Source organism: Chloroflexota bacterium, assembly GCA_035652535.1.
GTDB lineage: Bacteria > Chloroflexota > UBA6077 > UBA6077 > SHYK01 > DASRDP01.
Map to the genome: position 1 here is coordinate 19508 of DASRDP010000154.1, position 19132 is coordinate 38639.

Consider the following 19132-nt stretch of genomic DNA (forward strand, 5'->3'; position numbering starts at 1 on the left):
TGGCTGGCCGCGACAAAGTCGGTGTAGAGTCAATTGAAGGCCATGGCCACTGGAGGGAGAGATGGTGCAGGACGAGCTCGGGATCGATGAGGAGACAGGCGGCCCGTCTGTCGCTCCGATTATCGCGGCAGCGATCGCGGCCGGGATCGCCGCGTATCTGATCCGACGGTCTCGCCAAGCGGAGGAGGCCCGCAGACAGCCCGCATCAATCGCCGCGGCCGCGTGGAGTCGCGTCCAGGATCCGACGGCTCGCTTGCGGGCCGCCGACGCCACCCGCGAGTGGATCGCCGAGCGGATGGTGCCGGAACTCAAGCCCGTGCTGCTGGACCTCTTGAAAGGCGTGAAAGACCTCGTGGACCAGGGGTTCAAAAAAGCCGAAAAGGCTATTCGCGACCTCTAGCGGTCAGGCCTCCCGACGGATCTCGTCGATAACGTCCGCGACGCCGGACACGTCGTGGGCGATGGCGACAATGGCATCTGCGCGGATGGGATCCGGCTCCTTTCCGCGAAGATAGACCACCCGGTCCACCGTCGTGACGTCCACCCGAGGAGCAACCTGACCCCGTTGCTCGAGCTCCCGTTTGACCCGCAGCGTGATCTGCTCGTCCGGGAGAAGCCCGGTCCCCGTGTCGCCCCGGAGCCGACTCAGCACATTCGCCGATGCTTGATCCGAGCCGAACTCGGTCCCCGTCTGTGACGATCTTTGGCGTCGCGGGGCCAGGAGCAATCCCGCCACGATGCCCCCGCTTACCCCCAGGACGAGGCCGATAATACCGTCTCGCACGACGTGCATGTCGTCCTCCTTCAATCTACCGCCCGCCCGCTAGGCCGGTGACTGCGATCGGTTGAGCCAGGTCGGCAGGCGCCGCGCCGGTGAGCTGCGGTTTGAACTGAATCTCGTAGAGCTGCGCGTACAGGCCGTCGCGAGCGAGCAGCTGGCGGTGTGTTCCGGTTTCGACTAGCCGCCCGCCATCCATCACGAGCAGCCGGTCCGCCGCGAGCACCGTCGAGAGGCGATGGGCAATGGCGAGCGTCGTTCGACCGGCCATCAGCGGGCCCAACGCCGCCTGAATCTCCGCCTCCGTTTGTGAGTCGAGCGACGACGTCGCTTCATCGAGGATGAGGATGCGCGGGTCCTTCAGGAGGACGCGCGCGATGGCCAGCCGCTGCTTCTCCCCACCGGACATCCGATAGCCGCGCTCCCCGACGTTCGTATCGAGTCCCTCGGGCATCCGGGCGATGACGTCGTCGAGCCTCGCCGCGCGGCACGCACGCATGATCTCGGCATCGGACGCGTCGGGGCGTGCGTAGCGAAGGTTCTCGCGTACCGTCGCGTTGAAGAGATAGGTTTCCTGCGTGACGATCCCCATGTTGCCGCGGAGCGACGCCACGGTCACGTCGCGGACGTCGTACCCGTCGACCTCCACACTCCCCTTCACAACATCGTAGAAGCGCGGGATCAGGTACGTGACGGTGGTTTTTCCCGCCCCGCTGGGCCCTACCAGGGCAACCAGTTCCCCCGGCCGAACGTCGAAGCTTACGTCGTCCAGCGCCAGCCGCCCGGCGGTGTATCCGAACTGCACGTTGCGAAAGCTGATGGCTCCAGAGATGGGCGACGGCAGGGAGCGAGCGCCCGCCGCGTCGCGGATCTCCGGTTCGATATCCAGATACTCGAAGATCCGCTCGAAGAGCGCCAGGGATCCCATTACCTCGATGTGCACGTTGGCGAGCTGGGAGATCGGGCCGTAGAGGCGGGAGAGTAGGGCCACAAATGCGACGATCGTCCCGAGGCTCAGCTCGTCCTTGACGACCAGATACCCCCCGACGAGATAGATGAGCGCCGGTCCGAGCGCGCCGAATACCTGCAGCATCATGCGGAACCACCGGCCCAGCATGCTGGAGCGGATCTGCACGTCCATCAGCTCGGCGTTCTTCTGCCTAAAACGCCGAAGCTCGTGCAGCTCCTGCCCAAACGCCTTCATCAGCACGAAACCGCTCACGTTCAACGTCTCCTGCATGATGGAGGAGAGGTCCGCCTGCGTCCGCTGCGTCTCCCGCTGCAGCTCGAACCTGCGGACGCCCACGCGGCGCGTGGGGAGCAGGGCGATGGGAACCACGACCAGCGACAGGAGGGCAAGGCGCGCGTCCATGCGCAGCATCAGCCCAACCGTGGACACGAGGAGAAACACCTGCATGATGTTCTCGGTGATGGTGTCCCCCACGACGCGGCTCACGCCCGACACGTCGTTGTTGAGCCGGCTCATGATCTCTCCCGTCTTCACCGACGTGAAGAAGCGCAGGGAGAGGGACTGCACGTGCCGATACAGATCATTGCGAAGGTCGAACATCACGCGCTGGCTGATCTGTGAGCTGAAGTAGTTTTGAACGACGCCGAGGAGCCCCCCGAGCGCAGGTCCAGCAATCATTCCCAGCACCAACACGACCAACAGGCCCATATCGCGCTCAGGAATCGCGACGTCGATGAGCGAGCGCATCAAGAGGGGCGGGATCAGTCCGAGGGCGGCAATACTGGCAACCATGGCCAGCACAACCAGCCCCTGCCGCCAATAGGGTCGGAAATAAGCGGCGATCCGACGCAGCATCTGCCGGGTAATGCGCGCGGGGCGTTCGCGTGAGTGCCCGTGCCATACGCCGTGGAAGCCAACCTGCATCATCGTGTCGCTGCTCCGGAAAGGGGAAAGTCGCGGGTCCATTGGGTAGCATACCCGATGGTGTCCGCCCGGCCCGGAGCAGCGCCGGGACCCCCTGGTATAATCCGCCTGCGGAGCCACCCCCCTTGGTGGCAGTCGAATTTACCCCACGTGAGCGCTGTGGAAACTGTTGTTCTTGCCTACTCGGGCGGCCTCGATACTTCCGTTCTGATACCCTGGCTCCGTGAGAAGTACAGCCTCGACGTGGTGACGCTCACCGCCAACCTGGGCGGTGAGATGGACCTGGACTTCATCCGACAGAAGGCCCTCAAAACGGGTGCGTCCCAGGCCTTCGTCGAAGACGCGCGGGACATTTTCGTGCGGTTCTTCTGCTGGCCAGCGCTTCAGGCGTCGGCCCTGTACGAAGGTGTCTACCCCCTCGGTACAGCCCTCGCGCGGCCGCTCATCGCAAAGCTCCTCGTCGACGTCGCGCATCAGGTTGGAGCGCGCTCCGTGGCCCACGGGTGCACCGGAAAGGGGAACGACCAGGTTCGGTTCGACGTGGCGGTCGCGGCGCTCGATCCGTCGCTGCGGATCATCGCTCCCGTTCGCGACTACCGCATGCACCGCGATGAGGAGATCGAGTACGCGCGGGCCCACGACATCCCGATTCCCGTGACTGTGGATAGCCCCTACAGCATCGACGAAAACCTCTGGGGACGAAGCGTCGAGGCTGGCGTCCTAGAGGACCCTTGGATCGAGCCCCCCGAGGACGCGTTCGCCTGGACGACGTCTCCGCGCGCGGCGCCGGACGATCCCCAGTACGTCGAGATCGAATTCGACCAGGGCACGCCCGTCGCCCTTGACGGCGTCGGGATGAGCGGCGTCGATCTTGTGGCTCGCCTGAACTCCGTGGCGGGCGGCCACGGCGTCGGCCGCATCGACCACGTGGAGAATCGACTCATCGGCATCAAGAGCCGCGAGGTGTACGAGGCGCCCGCGGCGGTCGTTCTCCACGCCGCCCACGCGGAGCTGGAGAAGCTCACCCTTTCCAAAGATCAGGTGCGATTCAAGGCCAAGGTGGCCGCTGAGATCGCGGATCTGGTGTACAACGGCCTGTGGTTCTCGGCGCTCCACCAGGACTTGGCCGCCTACGTGGCCAGCTCACAGCGCTACGTCACAGGGTCGGTGCGCCTCAAGCTCTACAAGGGGACCGTGCAGGTGGCGAGTCGGCGGGCCCAGCACTCGCTGTACGATCCCGCTCTGGCTACCTATACGAGGGAAGACGCGTTCGACCACGCGGCGGCCGCCGGGTTCATTGGGATCTTCAGCCTGCCCCTCCGCACTCAGGCGCAGCTTCAGTGGATTGGCCGCTCATCCGACGAGATCCTCCGCCTCTCCGCCGGCACCCACGCCGGCGCCTCAGAACCCGAGCCCTAGGCTGATGGACCGCGCCTCCGACCCTCCGTCTTTGCACAAGATGTGGGGCGGCCGGTTTGAGGGCTCCGCCAGCGAGCGCGCCGAGGCGTTCGGCGCCTCGATTGGCTTTGACCACCGACTCTGGCGCCAGGACATCATGGGAAGCGCCGCCCACTGTCGGATGCTGGCCAAGCAGGGGATCCTCTCACGCGCGGACGCCCAACAAATCCTCCACGGGCTGAAGACGGTCGCCGCCGAGATCGCGGCCCAAGATCCGGCGAACGAACGGATCGGGGGTCGGCGCCGCGTGTCGCGCGTGTTCAATGACATCGATCCCGCGTGGGAGGACATCCATTCTTGGATCGAGAATCGCCTGCGCGCGCTGATTGGCGAGCCGGCGTCGCGTCTGCACATGGCGCGGAGTCGAAATGACCAGGTCGCCACAGACCTTCGGATCTTTTGCCGCGAGGCGATCCTCGACGAGGTCGACGCGATTTCCGATGCCCAACAGGCGTTCCTCGACGTCGCAACGGAGTACGGCGACCTGCTGGTTCCCGGGTTCACGCACCTCCAGCATGCGCAGCCCATTTTGTTCGGCCACCACCTCCTCGCGTATGTGGAGATGCTGGAGCGCGACGCGGACCGGCTCTTCGACTGCTTCGCGCGCACGAACACGCTTCCCCTGGGAAGCGGCGCCCTCGCCGGCGTGCCGTACCCGATCGACCGCGCAGAAGTGGCAAGGCTGCTCGGATTCGCGGCGATCTCTCGGAACAGCATAGACGCCGTCGCCGATCGAGACTTCGTCGTGGAGCATCTGGCCGCGCTGGCTACCGTGGGCATCCACCTTTCCCGTTACGCCGAAGAGTTGGTCCTCTGGTCGAGCGCGGAGTTCGACTTCGTCCAAATCGACGAGGCCCATGCGACCGGGTCGAGCATCATGCCGCAGAAGCGCAATCCGGACGTCGCCGAGCTGATCCGCGCCAAGTCAGGCCGCCTCATCGGCCATTTGACGGCGATGCTGACCGTCCTCAAGGGGTTGCCGCTCGCATACAACAAAGACCTTCAGGAGGATAAAGAGGCGCTCTTCGACGCCGTCGATACGACCATCTCGTGCCTCGAGCTGACGGCGGAGATGACCCGTGGCCTCCGTCCGCGACGCGACCGGATGGAGGCGGCCGCGGCGTCGGGCTTTTCGACGGCCACCGACTACGCCGATTACCTCGCCAAAAAAGGGCTGCCCTTCCGCGACGCCCACGCTGTGGTCGGCGCCCTCGTCCGTCTTTGCGAGCGGCGTGGATGCGACCTCGCGGACCTCACGATTGAAGACTTGCGCGGCGCTTCGCATCTCTTCGAATCCGACGCCGTCGGAATGAGCGCGCGAGCCGTCGCGGACGCGCGCGACGTCCCGGGCGGAACGGCATCGAGCCGGATCGCGGAAGCGCAAGCAGAGGCCGCCGCGCGGCTCGCGGCCCGGCGCGCGCGCATTTCGCGCATGCGTCGTGAGCTGCCGTCCGCCGAATCCCTGGTGTCGGAACCCCTCGCCTGACCCGTGATCGCGTGCGTCGTCCTCTCATCGAGTGATCGTGAGTTCGCGTCGTGCGCGGCCATTCGCCATGAGGTCTTCGTCTTGGAGCAGCACGTCCCGGACGAGGAAGAGATGGACGACCTGGACGAGCGCGCCATCCACGTGCTGGCGACGATGGAGGGCGCTCCGGTCGGCACGGGGCGGCTCATCCTCGAGAGCGCCGAGACGGCGCGAATCGGGCGCATGGCGGTGCTGCGCGACCGCAGGCGTCAGGGGATCGGCCGCGCGATGCTCGAGCGCCTCACGGAGATTGCCGTTGCCCGCGGCGTGAGAACGCTCACGCTCGCGGGCCAGCTCCACGCGATCCCCTTCTACGAACGGTTCGGGTTCGTCGCCGAGGGCGGGATCTTCCTCGACGCCGGAATCGAGCACCGAACCATGCGTAAACAGCTCGGCTAGCAGCACCGCTTTTATGATGAAGCGGTAAACATTGTTACGGCAGTGTGACAAAGTGCGCGCGTTTTGTGAGACATGGGAAGGTCACAGATTGACGACAAAAAGAAACACGGGCTAAACTAGCCGAGCTTTGCGCAAAGGCCACTGCTGGGAGCCCGACATGGCCTTCGAGAAGCCTACCGGATTGGTCCTTTGTCCCTGAGGGGACGGGACCGGAGCCGAGACGCGAGCGGCTCCGCAATAGCCTTCGACAAACCAATCGCCCCGGCCGACGCGCTGGGGCGCAGCGTAACGCCCCCAAATCCCTCATGGAGGGGGCGCGTTCCTCTCCCGCACGTCGCAGCAAACACTGATCCGGTCGTAACCACGCACCCCCCAGGGCCACGGCCACCCTACCGTCCTGAGGTACTGAACGTGACTGGAACGACTGCACCCCTGCGCTCCCGACGGCGCGTCCGTCGCCAAAGACGGATGCCGCGATGGATTCCCACCGCGCGCGCGCTCGGCGCCCTTCGATTCCTTCGGTCGCAATCACCGACGCGCATCGCCGTCACCGTCGGCGTGGTCTTCGGGATCTCGTCGCTCGCCGTGCGGGGGATGCTGCTGCCCGAGCTGACGCGCCACGCGCCGGACCTGGCGTACAACGCCGCCAATCTGCGGCCGGAGCTGAGCGCACCCGACACGGACCGCGTGCCGGAGCCGTCGACCTACACAGTTCAAGAGGGCGACACGCTCTTCGCCATCGCCTATCGATTCGGGTCGTCCGTCGATGCCATCAGTCTCGCCAGTGGGATCGCGGATCCGCGGCTCCTCCAGATCGGGCAGGTGCTGACGATCCCGCCCGCGCGCAGCATGCTCCAAAATGTCGATCCGAGCACGTCAACCGACGAGCTGGCGGCCACCCTGGGGATCGATAGCAGCGTTCTCCTCGCATACAACGGCCTGAGCCAGCCAACGGACCAGCCGCTCGATCGAAACGTCGTGATCCTGCCCCCCAACAAAGACGACCTGACCTCACCGCTGGTTTCGACGAGCGCAGGCAAGAACCAGGCGAGTAAAGCGGCCGCCTCCCGACCGGACCTCGCGCCCGCGGGTTTGGCCGCGGACGCGCCTGGGACGTATAAGGTCGAGGAAGGCGACACGCTTCTCGCGATCGCCGATAAGCTGGGGGTTGACGCCCGCGCGATTCGCAGCGCCAATGGGATTCAGGATGCGGACGTCATCGTAGCCGGGCAGGAGCTGGAAGTGCCGGTTTGGGGCAAGCCAGCCGTCGCCGCGGACCCGACCGTCCACATTGCGAGCCTGCCCACGAGTACGGCGCCACGCGTTCAGGCTCCCGCGGCCGCTCCGCCATCCCCCATCGTCTATCACGTTGCGCCCGGCGATACGGTAGAAGGTCTTGCCGATCGTTTTGGGGTCGATACTTGGACCATCGTAAACAATAACGAGCTGGCCAACGCGGACACGATCACCGTCGGCGACGAGCTAACGATCCTCCCGGTCTCCGGTTTGATGTATACGGTCCAGCCGGGCGACACGCTCGCCGACATCGCAGCGCGGTACCAGGTCGATCTTGGCCCCATTATCGACTTCAATTACTTGGAGAACGCGGACTATCTCACTGTCGGCACGGAGTTGATCCTGCCCGGCGCCAGCCCGCTTCCCCCACCGCCGCCGGCGACCGAGCGCCAGCAGACGCCGTCGACGTACGTTGTCGCCCCGGGGGACACGGTGTACAGCATCGCGAAGCGATTCGGTGTCGAGCCGAGCGACATCGTCATTGCCAACCGGCTGCCGAGCGCGGATCGCCTCTCTATCGGCGCCGAGCTGAAGATCCTTCCGGGCGCCTCTGGCGGGAGCAGCGCGTCCGCCAGCATCGGCTCCCGGGGAGGTGGCCAACAAACCGTGACGCGAAATCTGCCGGTGCCCTCGCCATCCCAGCCATCAGCGCTCAGGCCATCCACATCGGCCACCGGTGTGCCCTCGATCGCGATGTCCTACAAGGGCTACCGGTACGCGTGGGGCGGGACGACGCCGGCCGGGTTCGATTGTTCCGGCTTCGTCTACTACGTCTTCAGCAAGGCCGGATCACCCATCTCGCGCGGCATGTGGGGCCAGTACAACGCCGGCGCACATCCAAGCCGGGGCGACCTCCAGCCGGGTGACATCGTGTTCTTCCAGAACACGTACATGGCCGGCCTTTCGCACGACGGCATCTACATCGGCGGCGGCCAGTTCATCCACGCATCGGACGAGCGAACGGGCGTGACGATCTCCAGCCTGTCCGACGCGTACTGGTCGGCGCACTGGTTTGGCGCAACCCGGGTGAACTAAAACCGGCTCGTCGTTACCCGTTCTTGTACTGAACGCCGAAGCCGCCCTTCGGGTAGCGCCACTCGATGTTGTAGTACGGACAGCCAATGCGGCACGCGCCGCACTCGACGCACTTTTCGTACCCGACGCTGATCTTACGGTCGGCCGGCTCCCATTTGTAGACGGAAACCGGGCAGAACACGGTGCACGGCTTGTCGGTACACCGGGCACAAAGCGCGGCATCCGTGATAACAAGGTGCGACTGCGCCTCGTCCGTCTTGAAGCGAACGTTGTACAGCTTCTCTTCGACTCGGGAGCTAGGCGCCCGAGCGTTTAAGTCAAAGGTTTTCTGATCTACTGCCATTCGACTCTCCGGTTGCGCCGTTGCCGCGCCGTGCTCACGCCGCGGACCCGACGCCAGCCTTCCGTTACGTCAACGCACGAAGGGCGCCAATCGCGTCGCGCGCCACATCCCACGGCGCTCGCTGATTCATCAGCCGCCGAAGAATCCGGCGCTGCTTCTCCTGCTTCGGGACGCTATCAACGGAAAAAAGCTCGTGCGCAGCCTCGGAGATCATCTCCGGATAACGCTCGAGAATTTCCGGGTGTCCTTGGAAGAAGCGGGAGGTTCTGCTGTACAGCGAGAGGTCCTTCATGATGAAGCTGTTGTCCAGCATGATCTTGTATTGCCGGAGCGTTCGCGCCGAAAAGTCGCCGCGCTCGTGCGCCTCGATGCAGGTCTGAGCGGCGAGCTTTGCGGATATCAGGGCCAGGTTTGACCCTTCGCGATAGATGGCGTTACTCATTCCGGCGGCATCGCCGACTACCAGCATGCCGTCCGTGTAGACGGGTGGCATCGCTGCTGCCCCTCCTTCGGGAATCAGGTGCGCCATATACTCCTTGGATTCCCCGCCGTCGAGCAGCTTTCTGAGCATTGGGTGCGCCTTGAAGCGCTCCATCAGCTCGTTCGGATTCACCTTCTTGCGAATGAAGTCGGAGAGGAGCGCGCCGACGCCGACCGACAACGAGTCCCGATTCGTGTAGATGAACCCGTAACCCAGCATGCCCATGGTGGCGTCGCCAAAAACCTCGATGGTGGCGCCTTCGTTCCCGTTGAGCAGGAACCGGTCCTCGATCTTCTCCCGGGACATGTTGATGACTTCTTTGGTCGCAAGGGCGACGTGGTTGGGCGCCAGCTCGCCGTGGAGACCGGCCTTCTTCGACAAGAGTGAGTTCACGCCATCCGCGGCGATGACGACGTGCGCGCGGACGTCGCCCTCTTCGCGTCCGGTTCGCACTCCGACGATTTGGCCGTCCTCCCGAATCACGTCCTCCACCACGGTGTTCGTGATCAGGAGCGCGCCCGCTGCGGCGGCTTTCTCCGCAAACCACTTGTCGAATTTGACGCGCAGGACAGAAAACGCGTTGTAAGGCTCTTCCGCGTACTTCAGCGACTTGAAGCCGGCCTGCACCATCGAGTCTGGCGTCAGGAGCCACATTCGCTCTTCGACGATCGGTCGCTCGACGGGCGCGTCGCGCCACCATCCGGGAATGATCTTCTCGGTAGGCTGGCGGTACAGGACGCCGCCCATCACGTTCTTCGTTCCGGGCTCATCACCCCGCTCGATACACACGACGTTAAGGCCAGCTTTTGCGAGCAGGTATGCCGCCGCGGTGCCGGCCAGGCCTGCCCCCACGACGACGACGTCGAACTCCGCGGCGCCCGAGGAAAGCCCGTTTCCGCGAGTCATCCGGCTCCTCCCGTCGCTCCGGCCTCGGCGTCCGAGCCATTCGGACTCGCGCCTCGGCCGTTTGTGCTCTGGAGCGCGCGAATACGTCGCGTGAGCGCGGGGACGATCTCGAACACGTCGCCGGTGACCGCGTAGTCCGCCGTCTTGCAGATCGGGGCATCAGGATCTTGGTTGATCGCAATGATGACGTCCGAGTCCTGCATGCCGACGAGGTGCTGGATCGCACCGGAAATGCCGCACGCGATGTACACCTTAGGTCGAACTGTCTGCCCAGTCTGGCCCACCTGGTGCTGGTATGGGATCCAACCCGCCATCACGGCAGCCCGCGAGGCTCCCACCACGCCCCCGATAGCGTCGGCAAGGTCGAACAGCATATCGAATGCCTTTGGCCCGCCCAGCCCGCGCCCGCCGGACACGATGATCTCGGCATTGGTGAGGTCGACGTGCTTGCTCTCGGGAATGAACTCCACCACCTGGGTCATCACGTCGGCTTCGTCGAGCCCCAGCGACTCCTCGACGATCTCGCCCGATCTCTTGGCGTCACGTTCTGGCATAGGAAATACGCCGGGCCGACAGGTCGCCATCTGTGGTCGGTGTCGCTTGCAGAGGATGGTCGACATGAGCTTGCCACCGAAGTCTGGGCGGCTCGCGTGCAAGAGATGTCCTTCTTCTTCGACCGCGAGCTGAGTCGCATCCGCTGCCAGGCCAGTCTTCACCAATGTGGCGACGGCGCCGGCGACGTCTCGACCGTGGATGGTCGAACCGTAAAACACGATCTCCGGCTTGTACTTCTGGATCAGCGATGCCACGCCGTGGGCGTATGCCTGCGTCCGATAGTCCAGAAGGACCGGATCATCGATCGTATAGACCGTGTCCGCCCCGTAGCTGATGGCGGCGTGGCACAAGTCTTCAACACCAGAGCCGAGAACGACAGCGGCCACCGGTACGTTGATCTGTCGCGCGAGATCACGGGCGATTCCCAGGAGCTGCCATGAGACCGGCGCGGCGTCCCCCCGCCGGTGCTGGACGTACACCCAGACCCCGCGATATTCGCTGAAAGCGCCTGGCGTCTCGGGCGCGCGGTCTGGAGCCGTCATTGGATGGCCACCGATTCCGCAACGTTCTCGCCTGTTGGCTGGCTGGCTCGCGTGCCTGAGAGGGAGCCGACCCCCAGCTCGGTAAGGACACGAAGGAGCTCATCCGCCGCGCGCTCGGGATCCGACCCTTCGATCAGCCGAGAGTTCGGGCGCTGCCGCGGCGCGGGGGCCCAGACCTTGCTGACGATCGTCGGCGACCCCCTGAGGCCGATATTCGGATCATCGTCGGGTATCTCCAGAGCGACCTTGTCCCAGAGAACGGGCTGGTACTTCGCCGCGCGAACCATATTGGGAAACGTGGGATAGCGGGGCGTGTTCAGCTCGCGGGTGCAGGTCAGGACGGCCGGAAGCCGTGCACGGACAACCTCCCGTCCGCCTTCGACCAGCCGATGCACGACGACGAACCGTTTGTCAAAATCGATCTCCTCGATCTTGAGCACGGACGTGAGTTGCGGCCAGCCCAGCCTCGTCGCCAGACCGGGCGGCACCTGGCCCGTATCCCCGTCGAGCGCCTGCCGGCCGCAGAGCACGATGTCCACCGCCTCTTCCCGGTCGATCCGCGTCAACGCCTTCCAGAGCACGTACGACGTAGCGAGCGTGTCGGCGCCCGCGAATCCGCGATCGCCGCAGAGGATGCCTTCGTCCGCTCCGTAGGAGATCGCTTCCCGCAGGGCCGCTGCGGCCTGACTCGGCCCCATGGTCACAGCGGTGACCTTTCCGCCAAATCGCTCCTTCAGGCGGACGGCCTCTTCGATGGCGTGCACATCGTCTGGGTTCACGATGGATGGAACGCCAGATCGGATCATGGTGTTCGTGCGGGGATCGATGCGGACCTCCGCGGTATCAGGAACCTGCTTGAGCGTCACTACTGCGTGCATTCCAACCATTCCCATCGGCGTCTATTTGCGCGGGAGAACTCGCCGAGGTACTTCCGCAGGAGGCGCGCAGCGCCGAGCGCCTCTGGCAGGTGAAGACGATGGGACCGTTTCCACGATCCTGCCGGCGCGTAACCGGGCTACCTGCCTACCCGATCCCGCTGAAGTCGCTCCGTCCGCTCGTCATTGCGCGGTGTGGGCTAGTGCACCAACAACGACAGAACGACCAGAAGTACGACCAGGCTGCCTGCGAGAATTCCGATACGTTGAAGATCGCCGGTGACGTATCGATAATCCGCGACGCTCTCGGCAAATCCACGCCGAGCCACCGGAGCGACGTTGGCACGTCGAGTTCCGAGTCCCGAAATGGTGACGGGGCTAGAGCTTGGGGCAGCAGGCCTCGGGCGCGCCTGCACCTGCTCCTCTGCGGTCAGCACCCCGGCGCCTGGGCCACGTGCTTCTATCGGCCGGGCGCCAGGCCGTGGCGATCGCTTCTTTTGGTTCGGTGCGGGCCGCCGCCCGCGTGAAGCCTTGGGCACTGCGGCCTCCGAAGACGTCGTGCCCATCGCGTCGTCGCGAGGGCTCGCTGCAGCCCGATTATACCGAATCAGGAAAAGTCGGAACGAAGGGAGGCGCTGGCGGCGAGGCATAGACGCGCACGACCTGCCCAGGCCCCAACGAATCCAGCGCACGGCGCGCGGCCTCGGACCATCGGCCAGGTGACAGGACCTCGAGCAAGGGAACGAGCACAAAGCGACGCCTCCACATCTCAGGGTGGGGTATCGCGAGCGCGTCTGCGGAAATCTGCTCGTCGCCGAAGAGCAGAATGTCGACGTCAATCTCCCTCGGACCCCAGCGAACGTTCGGCTCTCGGCGGCCCATCTCTACCTCGATGCGCTTCACCTCAACGAGCAACGCCGGTGGCGAAAGCGCGACTTCGAGTCGAGCCACGGCATTGAGAAACGAGCTCTGCGGCACGGGACCCACTGGCTCGGTCTCGTAGACTCGCGACAGTGCAAGGAGCCGCGCTGACGGCACGCGTTCGAGCCGACGAACGGCTTCTTCCAGATTGGCAGATCGATCGCCGACGTTGGACCCGAGACCGAGATAGACGGGAACAGGAGAGCCGCGATGCGCGCTGCCCGCGCGGGGACGCGGCTTGTGGGCCCCCCTGCGCTCGTGAAGGTCGGACATGGAATTCCCGCGGATCGCCCGCGAGGTATCGCTACCGGCGGTCGTCGCCCAGCGCTGCGAAGAACTCAAGACGGGTCGCCTCGCTGTCGCGGAAGATTCCGCGGTTCGCCGAGGTGACGACCTTCGCGCCGGGCTTCTTCACGCCGCGCATCGTCATGCACAGGTGCTCGGCAGCTCCGACGACGGCGACGCCGGCCGGCTGCAGCTCTTCCATGAGCACGTCGGCGATCTGACTGGTCAGCCTTTCTTGAAGCTGCAAGCGCCGCGCGTACGCGTCGACAACGCGCGCAAGCTTGCTGATGCCGACAACTCGCCCGCGGGGAATGTAGCCAATGTGGAACGTCCCGTGGAACGGCAAGAGGTGGTGCTCGCACACAGAATAGAAGGCGATATCGCGAACGATGACCATCTCCTGATGGTTCTCCTCGAACCCGACCCGGAGCAGCTCCCGCGGATCCTGTTGGTTCCCCTCCAGCACCTCTTCGTACAGCTCCGCGATGCGCCGAGGCGTGTCGACCAGGCCCTCCCGACTCGGATCCTCGCCGATGGCGAGGAGAAGCTCCGTGACAGACCGTTTGATCGCCTCTTTGTCGACGGTCACCGTGCCGTTTCGACTCATCAATGACGTTACTCCTCGGCGTTCCTTGGGCGGGAGCCATGGCGCGTCCGTTCGCGATGTCCCGGAAGGATAGGGAACCTGGAGGCGGGCAGGGGCCGCTCCCTCAAATGTAGCACAGCGGTCAGGGTGGGCCCATGAGCGGGATGACCGCGTCCCAAATCGCGTGGGCCACATCGACCTTTGGGAGCTTGGGAAGCTCGACGTGGCGACCATCGGGGTAAAGGAGCGTGACAAGGTTGAAGTCACTTCCAAACCCAATGTCTGATCGGGACACGTCGTTCGCGACGAGCAGGTCGAGCCCTTTGCGCACGAGCTTCTGTTTGGCGTTCGCGAGCACGTCCTGGGTTTCGGCGGCAAATCCCACGACCACCGGACGCGCTGCGCCGGCCTTGACGGCGGCGACATCCGCCAGGACGTCGGGTGTCAGGGCAAGCTGGATGGACAGCTCCTGCCCGCCCTTCTTGATCTTCTGCGCCGCCGCTTCCGCTGGCGCATAGTCCGCCACGGCGGCCGCCATGATCAGCGTGTCCACGTTCGGAAGCAGTGCGAGGACCGCGTCCCGCATCTCGGCGGCCCGCTCCACGCGAAGAACGGTTACTCCCGCCCGGGGCTCCGGCTCGACCGTCGTGATCAGGGTGACCGACGCCCCACGGTCGCGCGCGGCCTCGCTGAGCGCGAACCCCATCTTTCCCGACGAGCGATTGCCGATGAATCGAACCGGATCGATGGGTTCGCGCGTGCCGCCCGCGGTGACCACGACCCGCCGCCCGCTCAAATCACCGGATGCCGCGAGCACGTGCTTCGTCACATCGACGATCCACGCCGGATCAGCGAGGCGGCCCTCCCCGGACGCGCCGGACGCCAGGTGGCCGATGCCAGGCTCGACGATGGTCCAGCCGCGCTGCCGGAGGCTCGCCACATGGCTCTGGGTCGCCGCGTTGCGCCACATGGCTGTTTCCATGGCTGGAGCAAGGACCACCGGCGCCGTCGTCGCGAGCGCCGTCGTGGTGACCATGTCGTCGGCGAGCCCAAGGGCGAGCTTGGCAATAGTGTGCGCCGTGGCCGGCGCGATCACGTACGCCTCCGCCGCACGCCCGATCGAAACGTGTCCGATCTCGGTTTCCGCGAGGAGGTGAAACATGTCCAGGGATACCGCGCGATGGGTGATGGCCTGAAAACTCAGCGGCTGCACGAGCTGCGCCGCCTCCGGCGTCATCACGACGTCGACCAGGGCGCCTTGCTGTACAAGGGCGCTCGCCACGGCCACCGCTTTATACGCGGCGATGCTCCCCGTTACGCCGAGCGCGATGCGCCGTGCGTCGAGCGGATTCGTTGAGCCCACGCCACCTCCTTAGGGTGCATTCATCGCGGCCAGAAGACGCAGCCCCTTGAGCGTGAGGTGTCGATCGACGGTGCCAATGGAGCGCGTGTGTCCGGCGATGAGGTCCACGAGCCCACCCGTTCCAATCACAATCGCGTCAGAGGCAAGCTCGTCCTTGATCCGCGCCACGAGACCTTCAACCAGCGCAACGTATCCAAAGATCGTGCCGGACTGGAGGCACATCGTCGTGTTCGTGCCGATGACCTTGGGCGGCGCAGCGAGGTCGAACCGTTGCAGGCGCGCCGCGCGGCTGAGGAGACCGTCGAGCGCTGACTGGATGCCAGGAGCGAAGCTGCCGCCGAGAAACGCTCCGTCGCCCGACACCACGTCGAAGTTCGTCGCCGTACCGAAGTCCACCACGATGGCCGGCGTCCCGTAGAGCAGGCGGGCGCCGACGGCGTTGGCGATCCGATCGCCGCCGACCTCGCGAGGGTTGTCGACCATGAGTGGAATGTTGCCCCGCAGGTCTGAGCTGACGACCAGTGGCTCATGGCCAATGTAGCGCATGGTCAGCTGGAGAAACGTCACGGTGAGGGACGGAACGACGCTGGATAACACGGTCCGGTCGATTGAATGGAACGACAGGTCGTGGTGGTGAAGAAGCCAGGCGAGCTGCGCCGCGTACTCATCCGCCATGCGTACGTGGTCGGTCGCCCAGCGCCATGCCGCGACGAGCTGATCGCCGTCAAAGACGCCCAGCTTTATGTCCGTGTTGCCGACGTCTATGGCAAGGAGCATCCGCCCGTCAAGGCTGAGCGCCGGGTCCGCCGGCGGAATCGCGATCCTCACTGCGGCGTCTCGCGACGGGGCGCAGCGTCAATACTTCATTCATGCTGCCCGAACGGTAACCCTCGAGGTCGAGGGTCACGTAGTGGAAACCCAGCTCCCTGATCCGGCGCGAGATCGGCTGCGCCAGGCCGTCGGCAAAGAACCGTGCTGCGTCGGCGGGCAGCAGCTCAATGCGCGCGACATCGCCGTGGTGCCGAACTCGAACCTGGTGAAAACCAAGCTCCCGCAGAAGCTGCTCCGCGCGGTCGATCTGTTCGAGCTTTTCGCGGCTGATCCGCTCTCCATACGGCACGCGCGACGAGAGGCACGCCATGGCCGGCTTGTTCCACGTCGAGAGGCGCAACTCGCGCGAGAGGCTGCGGATCTCGCTCTTGGTCAGACCGACCTCCAGCAGCGGGCTACGAACGCCTTGCTGGCGACTCGCCACCGCCCCGGGGCGGTAGTCCCCCACATCATCGGCGTTGAACCCGTCCACCCGGGCGCTCAGCCCCTCCCGTTCGGCCAGCGGCGTGAGCGTATGCCACAACTCCGTCTTGCAATAGAAGCACCGGTTGGCCGGGTTCGAGACATACGCTTCCTCGTCCATCTCGTGGGTTTCGACGACGACGTGGCGAGCCCCGATCTCTCGGGCGAGCTGGATTGCCGCTTCGAGCTCGCTCGGGGGATAGCTGGGCGAGCGCGCTGTCGCGCCCAGCGCGCGGTCGCCCAGGGTGTCAGCCGCGACCCGCAGCAGGAACGCCGAGTCCACGCCGCCGGAATACGCGACGAGGACGGACCCCATATCACGAAGCAGCGACCGGAGCGCGTCAAGCTTCTCGTGAGGGCTCGATGAACGCGGGATTGACTCAGACACGGCAGTTCTCAACGCTTGCGCCGACGAAGTCGCCGGCGTTTTCCGGTGACGGTTCGAGCGTGCCCCCCCCGATCACAACGTCGCCGTCGTAAAAGACAATGCTCTGACCGGGCGTGATAGCGCGCTGAGGCTCATCAAACCTGACGTGAACCCCGTCGCGGTACGGGGTGATGGTGGCGTCTACCTCATCCGCCTTATATCGTGCTCTTGCCCGCGTGCGCATCGGACCGTGAAGCCCGTCGATCGCGACCCAGTTCACGCCCGACGCGAATGCGTGCCGGCGATACAGCGACGGGGACTCGCCGACGACCACCGTGTTGGACGCTGGTCGGATCTCCGTGACGAAGAGTGGCCGTGCACTGGCGACTCCGAGGCCACGGCGCTGTCCCACGGTGTAGAAGGCTACACCATTATGTCGACCAATAACGTCTCCCCGCTCGTTCACGATGGGGCCCTCTCTGGTCGATTCCGGGTCGTGCTCGCGCAGGTAATCGCGGTAGTCGCGCGTCGGGACGAAGCAGATCTCCTGGCTCTCCGGCTTTCCGGCGACGTGCAGCCCCAGCTCCTCTGCCCGCGCGCGCGTCTCTTCCTTGAGCAGGTTTCCGAGCGGGAAGATCGTGCGGCGCAGCCGCTCCTGGGACATGACGTACAGGACGTAGGTCTGGTCCTTCCTGGCATCGGCCGCCTTTAACAGCGCGACGCGACCCGAACGCGTCTGGCCAATGCGCGCGTAGTGGCCCGTCGCCACGAAATCCACGCCAAGCGCCTCCGCCTTTGCGAGCAGGGCGTCGAACTTGATGAACTGATTGCAGCGCACGCAAGGGTTCGGCGTTCGGCCGCCTCGATACTCCTGGACGAAATTGTCGATGACGCGGGCGCGGAACACGTCGCGAAAGTTCACGGTAAAATGCGGCACGTTGAGGCGGTCGCAGACACGGCGAGCGTCCTCCACGGCGCCCAGCGCGCAGCAGGCATCCTCACGCTCCACGACTCCGACACCGGAGCCCTCCGGCCAGACGTTCAGCGTGATTCCGATGACCCGGTAGCCCTGCTCGACCAGCAGAGCGGCCGCGACCGAGCTATCGACACCCCCGCTCATTCCGACAAGTACCGGCGCACCCACGAATGTTCCCTCCGAACGCTAGATTGTACCGGTTCGCCCCCAGAGCGATTCTGCGGCGTTTTTTGCGCAGCGCTGCTCCCGCTGTACCATTCATCGGGCGCTGCGCGCCACCAGGACACTCGTCGGGGAGGGCACGGTGATCGCGACCAACGTGGAAGAAAAATTCGTGACCATGAGCCATGGGCGAACGCGTTACCTGGACGCCGGTGTCGGGCATCCTACGCTTCTTCTGCACGGCGTGGGGTTCACGGGTGGCGCGGACAACTGGTTCCTCAACATGGGCCCGCTGAGTGAGAAGCTGCGAGTCATCGCACCCGACTTTCTCGGCTGGGGGCTTGGTGACCGACTCGATCTCGAATACTCCTTCGCGTACCTCGTCGATTTCATTCGCGAGTTCCAGGACGTCCTCGGGCTGTCCAGCTCGCACATCGTCGGACACTCCATGGGCGGATGGCTTGCGACCCTTCTGGCGTACGAGAGCCCCAACCGCGTGGACAAGCTCGTTCTCGTCGCGAGCGGGGGCGCCGCGACGCGTACCCTCGCCAGCATGACGCAATTCAAAGCGCCGACGCGCGATCAGCTCCTTTCACAGCTCAAGTCGCGGATCAAGAACTCCGACGTTGACTTTGAAGCGCTCGCAGACAAGGAGTACGCGAAAGCGCAGATTCCGGGCGCCGTGGAGGCGTATCAGCGCATCCTCAACCATATGAACAACCCCATCACCCGCGCGCGGTACAACACGTTGCGCCGCATGCCCTACATCACGGCTCCAACCCTCGTCTTGTGGGGGCGCCAGGACTCGACGAACGCGTTGGAGCTGGGTCAACAGACCCACCAGCTCATCAAGGGTTCGAAGATGGTCATCATCGAGGACTGCGACCACTTCATCCCGACCGAACGGCCCGACGAGTTCAACAAGGCGCTGCTGGACTTTCTTCCCGACTGACCCGCGCAAGACATCGCGGACCTTTCCGCGGAGGTCCGGTTGAGTCGCTCCCATCTGGGAGAGGCGACGAGTCAGGCAGCAGGGGGGAGATCCGCGATGACAGCGCCCATCGAGGCGACGTCATAGCCCGGAAGCGCAGA

18 protein-coding genes are annotated in these 19132 nt (G+C 65.1%); 6 read left to right on the top strand and 12 right to left on the bottom strand.

Features of this window, described 5'->3' with window-relative positions; all coding sequences use genetic code 11:
- Window positions 1–61: 61 nt before the first annotated feature.
- Window positions 62–400 (top strand): hypothetical protein, encoded by a 339-nt coding sequence (locus tag VFC51_19075; GenBank protein ID HZT09130.1) that lies wholly within the window; start codon window positions 62–64, stop codon window positions 398–400.
- Window positions 401–403: 3 nt separating this feature from the next.
- Here VFC51_19075 and VFC51_19080 read toward each other — a convergent pair whose 3' ends face one another.
- Window positions 404–793 (bottom strand): BON domain-containing protein, encoded by a 390-nt coding sequence (locus VFC51_19080; protein ID HZT09131.1) that lies wholly within the window; start codon window positions 791–793, stop codon window positions 404–406.
- A gap of 16 nt (window positions 794–809) precedes the next feature.
- Window positions 810–2675: an ABC transporter ATP-binding protein gene (locus VFC51_19085; protein ID HZT09132.1), complete on the bottom strand. Its 1866-nt coding sequence runs from the start codon at window positions 2673–2675 to the stop codon at window positions 810–812.
- A gap of 156 nt (window positions 2676–2831) precedes the next feature.
- Between VFC51_19085 and VFC51_19090 the strand changes: the two genes are divergently transcribed.
- The 4 genes from VFC51_19090 to VFC51_19105 all read left to right on the top strand — a co-directional run bounded on the left by VFC51_19090 (window position 2832) and on the right by VFC51_19105 (window position 8385).
- Complete coding sequence (locus VFC51_19090) at window positions 2832–4091, top strand: argininosuccinate synthase (GenBank protein ID HZT09133.1); 1260 nt, start codon at window positions 2832–2834, stop codon at window positions 4089–4091.
- Between the two features lie 4 nt (window positions 4092–4095).
- Window positions 4096–5616, top strand: coding sequence for an argininosuccinate lyase (gene argH, locus VFC51_19095; GenBank protein HZT09134.1), 1521 nt, complete (start codon window positions 4096–4098; stop codon window positions 5614–5616).
- An 81-nt stretch (window positions 5617–5697) separates the two neighbouring features.
- Window positions 5698–6054, top strand: a complete 357-nt coding sequence (locus VFC51_19100; protein HZT09135.1) for a GNAT family N-acetyltransferase — start codon at window positions 5698–5700, stop codon at window positions 6052–6054.
- Window positions 6055–6522: 468 nt separating this feature from the next.
- Window positions 6523–8385, top strand: a complete 1863-nt coding sequence (locus VFC51_19105) for a LysM peptidoglycan-binding domain-containing protein (protein HZT09136.1) — start codon at window positions 6523–6525, stop codon at window positions 8383–8385.
- A gap of 13 nt (window positions 8386–8398) precedes the next feature.
- On the opposite strand, the gene VFC51_19110 is transcribed toward VFC51_19105, so the two are convergent.
- From VFC51_19110 to mnmA, 10 genes are all read right to left on the bottom strand, one after another.
- Entirely contained in the window at window positions 8399–8728 is a 330-nt protein-coding gene (locus VFC51_19110; GenBank protein ID HZT09137.1) for a 4Fe-4S dicluster domain-containing protein, read from the bottom strand.
- A gap of 64 nt (window positions 8729–8792) precedes the next feature.
- Complete coding sequence (locus VFC51_19115) at window positions 8793–10115, bottom strand: FAD-dependent oxidoreductase (protein HZT09138.1); 1323 nt, start codon at window positions 10113–10115, stop codon at window positions 8793–8795.
- On the bottom strand, window positions 10112–11212 hold the full coding sequence (locus tag VFC51_19120; protein ID HZT09139.1) for an electron transfer flavoprotein subunit alpha/FixB family protein: 1101 nt from the start codon (window positions 11210–11212) through the stop codon (window positions 10112–10114). Before VFC51_19120 ends, VFC51_19115 begins: the two co-directional genes overlap by 4 nt.
- Entirely contained in the window at window positions 11209–12090 is an 882-nt protein-coding gene (locus VFC51_19125) for an electron transfer flavoprotein subunit beta/FixA family protein (GenBank protein ID HZT09140.1), read from the bottom strand. Before VFC51_19125 ends, VFC51_19120 begins: the two co-directional genes overlap by 4 nt.
- A gap of 594 nt (window positions 12091–12684) precedes the next feature.
- Entirely contained in the window at window positions 12685–13281 is a 597-nt protein-coding gene (folK, locus tag VFC51_19130; GenBank protein HZT09141.1) for a 2-amino-4-hydroxy-6-hydroxymethyldihydropteridine diphosphokinase, read from the bottom strand.
- A gap of 31 nt (window positions 13282–13312) precedes the next feature.
- On the bottom strand, window positions 13313–13900 hold the full coding sequence (folE, locus tag VFC51_19135) for a GTP cyclohydrolase I FolE (protein HZT09142.1): 588 nt from the start codon (window positions 13898–13900) through the stop codon (window positions 13313–13315).
- Between the two features lie 121 nt (window positions 13901–14021).
- Window positions 14022–15242, bottom strand: coding sequence for a bifunctional phosphopantothenoylcysteine decarboxylase/phosphopantothenate--cysteine ligase CoaBC (gene coaBC / locus VFC51_19140; protein ID HZT09143.1), 1221 nt, complete (start codon window positions 15240–15242; stop codon window positions 14022–14024).
- Between the two features lie 9 nt (window positions 15243–15251).
- The gene (locus VFC51_19145) at window positions 15252–16070 is read right to left on the bottom strand and encodes a type III pantothenate kinase (GenBank protein HZT09144.1); all 819 of its coding nucleotides are present in this window, start codon (window positions 16068–16070) and stop codon (window positions 15252–15254) included.
- Window positions 16027–16923: an ATP-dependent sacrificial sulfur transferase LarE gene (larE, locus tag VFC51_19150; protein HZT09145.1), complete on the bottom strand. Its 897-nt coding sequence runs from the start codon at window positions 16921–16923 to the stop codon at window positions 16027–16029. The genes VFC51_19145 and larE overlap by 44 nt, the downstream gene beginning before the upstream one ends.
- Window positions 16916–18022, bottom strand: a complete 1107-nt coding sequence (gene mnmA / locus VFC51_19155; GenBank protein ID HZT09146.1) for a tRNA 2-thiouridine(34) synthase MnmA — start codon at window positions 18020–18022, stop codon at window positions 16916–16918. Before mnmA ends, larE begins: the two co-directional genes overlap by 8 nt.
- Window positions 18023–18182: 160 nt before the next feature.
- On the opposite strand from mnmA, the gene VFC51_19160 reads away from it, so the two are divergent.
- Window positions 18183–18992, top strand: a complete 810-nt coding sequence (locus VFC51_19160) for an alpha/beta hydrolase (GenBank protein HZT09147.1) — start codon at window positions 18183–18185, stop codon at window positions 18990–18992.
- The last annotated feature ends 140 nt before the right edge of the window (window positions 18993–19132 follow it).

Coding starts and splice junctions, on each gene's coding strand:
- VFC51_19075 (HZT09130.1), top strand. CDS start 62: ATGGTGCAGGACGAGCTCGGGATCGATGAGGAGACAGGCGGCCCGTCT.
- VFC51_19080 (HZT09131.1), bottom strand. CDS start 793: ATGCACGTCGTGCGAGACGGTATTATCGGCCTCGTCCTGGGGGTAAGC.
- VFC51_19085 (HZT09132.1), bottom strand. CDS start 2,675: ATGATGCAGGTTGGCTTCCACGGCGTATGGCACGGGCACTCACGCGAA.
- argH (HZT09134.1), top strand. CDS start 4,096: ATGGACCGCGCCTCCGACCCTCCGTCTTTGCACAAGATGTGGGGCGGC.
- VFC51_19105 (HZT09136.1), top strand. CDS start 6,523: ATGCCGCGATGGATTCCCACCGCGCGCGCGCTCGGCGCCCTTCGATTC.
- VFC51_19110 (HZT09137.1), bottom strand. CDS start 8,728: ATGGCAGTAGATCAGAAAACCTTTGACTTAAACGCTCGGGCGCCTAGC.
- VFC51_19115 (HZT09138.1), bottom strand. CDS start 10,115: ATGACTCGCGGAAACGGGCTTTCCTCGGGCGCCGCGGAGTTCGACGTC.
- VFC51_19120 (HZT09139.1), bottom strand. CDS start 11,212: ATGACGGCTCCAGACCGCGCGCCCGAGACGCCAGGCGCTTTCAGCGAA.
- VFC51_19125 (HZT09140.1), bottom strand. CDS start 12,090: ATGCACGCAGTAGTGACGCTCAAGCAGGTTCCTGATACCGCGGAGGTC.
- folK (HZT09141.1), bottom strand. CDS start 13,281: ATGTCCGACCTTCACGAGCGCAGGGGGGCCCACAAGCCGCGTCCCCGC.
- folE (HZT09142.1), bottom strand. CDS start 13,900: ATGAGTCGAAACGGCACGGTGACCGTCGACAAAGAGGCGATCAAACGG.
- mnmA (HZT09146.1), bottom strand. CDS start 18,022: ATGAGCGGGGGTGTCGATAGCTCGGTCGCGGCCGCTCTGCTGGTCGAG.